This window comes from Bartonella sp. AA1HLJMS (assembly GCF_042197445.1).
Taxonomy (GTDB): domain Bacteria; phylum Pseudomonadota; class Alphaproteobacteria; order Rhizobiales; family Rhizobiaceae; genus Bartonella.
On sequence record NZ_JBHIRW010000144.1, the window covers coordinates 1 to 1,835 of the forward strand.

General features: G+C 40.5%; 3 protein-coding genes. All 3 read right to left on the reverse strand.

Annotated elements, in window-relative coordinates:
- A partial coding sequence (locus tag ACFIQE_RS10015) for a hypothetical protein (protein WP_375707664.1) occupies positions 1-417 on the reverse strand: 417 nt, incomplete at its 3' end.
- Positions 414-977: a hypothetical protein gene (locus ACFIQE_RS10020; protein ID WP_375630467.1), complete on the reverse strand. Its 564-nt coding sequence runs from the start codon at positions 975-977 to the stop codon at positions 414-416. The genes ACFIQE_RS10015 and ACFIQE_RS10020, both read right to left, overlap by 4 nt.
- 14 nt (positions 978-991) lie before the next feature.
- The gene (locus tag ACFIQE_RS10025; RefSeq protein ID WP_375664753.1) at positions 992-1,756 is read right to left on the reverse strand and encodes a hypothetical protein; all 765 of its coding nucleotides are present in this window, start codon (positions 1,754-1,756) and stop codon (positions 992-994) included.
- Between the last annotated feature and the right edge of the window lie 79 nt (positions 1,757-1,835).

Below are 1,835 nucleotides of genomic sequence, written 5' to 3' on the forward strand. Positions count from 1 at the left end.
ATTTCCAGCAATGTCTACACGACAGCAAATATATGCTTGATTGTAAATTTTAGCATTTCCGTAAACGTGTACACTTTTCCCTATAACAGAATTCCCATAAATCCGCGCATAGTCAAAAACCTTGGCATTATCTCCAACATCAGCACCACCAACTTCGGCATAATCAAAAACTTGTGCATTGCCATAAACGCGTGCATTCCCATAAACCCGCGCATCATCATAAACTTTGGCATCACCGTAAACGTGTGCATTGCCAAAAATCCAACAGTCTCTCTTATGGCTTAAGTTGCTCTCTTTTTCTATAAAACCGCCTAGGTCACCTTTTTTGACATATCCAAAGTCTCTTAATGCTCTAATTCGGTGAAGAGTTCTTCCATCAAACACAGTTTTTTCATCAGTAAATTCGTATTTTTTCATCTGGTCTTTTCTCCAGTTGAGATTCTTTTATTGCCATCAATCCAGTCGTCCCAACATACACATGCTGCACCGTAAATTTTTGCATGACCGTAAACATGCGCATCACCGGAAACTTCTGCATTGCCGTAAACACGCGCCCTATCGTAAATGTATGGCTCTTCGTAAACTTGTGCATTGCCATAAACTTCTGCATTATCAAAAACGTGCGGTTCACCGCAAATATGTGCATCACCGTAAACTTCTGCATGACCGTAAATGCATGGTTCATCGAAAACTTCTGCTTTGCCATAAATACGAGAATTGCCGTAAACATGTGCATAACCGTAAACTTGTGCATTTTCGTAAACCTTAGCATTACCAAAAACCTTGGCATTACCATAAACTTTTGCATAATCCCCAATCCAGCAATTACCATGATGACTTAGATTGTCTTCTTTCTCGATATAGCCGCCAAGATCACCTTTCTTGACGTCCCCCAAATCTCTCAGTGCACGAATGCGGTGAAGGATTTTGCCCCCAACTTCGATTGTTTCATCAGTAAGTTCGTATTTTTTTTCCATGGTTTAAGTCGCCCTTATCTTAAAACAGTGTCATTTCCAGATACTTTTGTATTTCCGGTTACTTCGGCATTCTCGCAAACTATTGCACCACCAAACACACGGGCATTTCCAGAGATTTTTGCGTGACCGCCAACTTTAGCTTTTTCAGAGACATGTGCTCCATCATAAATTTCGGCACAACCACCAACCTTTGCTTTACCGAAAATACGAGCATTGTCACAAGCGGATGCAACGTGCGAAATTGTAGCGTTGTCGAAAACTTCTGCATTGTCATAAACGCGTGCATGTTCGGAAATTACGGCGTCATGGTATATTCTTGCTTTTCCATAAACCTTGGCATCACCGCAAACTTTTGCATTAACGTAAATGACTGCATCATCGTAAACATGTGCATCATCGTAAACACGTGCATCATCGTAAACACGTGCATCATCGTAAACTTGTGCACTTCCATAAATACGAGAATTGTCGTAAACCTTGGCGTTACCGTAAACTTGTGCCTTATCGTAAACTTGTGCCTTATCACAAACCGTAGCATTTCCACTAATACAGGCGCCATCAAATATCTTGGCATTATCAAAAATGGTAGCGCTTTCAAGCACCTTGGCATCACCATCTACCCAACAATCATCTTCATGACTTAGGTTGTCTTCTTTCTCGATATAGCCTCCTAGGTTGCCTTTCTCGACATCACCAAAGTTTCTTAAAGCACGTATACGGTGAAGGATTTTGCCATCAACATTGATTGTTTCATCAGTAAATTCATATTTTTTTTCCATGGTTTTACTCCTTTAAGTTAGATTCTGCCTTTGTCGTTCTTGCAAAAGAACGGCATTGCATTGTGTGGTGAATTTTTTG